This is a genomic window from Rhizobium sullae (assembly GCF_900169785.1).
GTDB classification, from domain to species: Bacteria; Pseudomonadota; Alphaproteobacteria; order Rhizobiales; family Rhizobiaceae; genus Rhizobium; species Rhizobium sullae.
In genome coordinates this window covers 1-238 of sequence record NZ_FWER01000250.1, presented here as the reverse complement: position 1 = coordinate 238, position 238 = coordinate 1, and the positions used below count along the sequence as shown (strand labels likewise).

Sequence of the window (238 nt, the reverse complement as noted above, 5' to 3'; positions counted from 1 at the left end):
GAAGCTCTCCGGCGGCGTGGCGGTCGTCAAGGTCGGAGCTGCCACTGAGGCGGAGATGAAGACGAAGAAGGAAGCACTCGACGATGCCATCAATGCGACCAAGGCTGCGGTGGCCGAAGGCATTCTGCCAGGAGGCGGGATCGGGTTGTTGCGCTGCTCTGATGCGCTCACGCAAGAAGAGGCCCGATGCGAGGGGGACGAACGAACCGGCGTGCAAATCCTCAAACGCGCGCTCGAA

1 protein-coding gene is annotated in these 238 nt (G+C 63.0%); it reads left to right on the top strand.

Annotated features, from left to right (window positions below; translation table 11 throughout):
• A partial coding sequence (locus BN1800_RS40020; protein WP_280174009.1) for a TCP-1/cpn60 chaperonin family protein occupies positions 1-238 on the top strand: 238 nt, incomplete at both ends.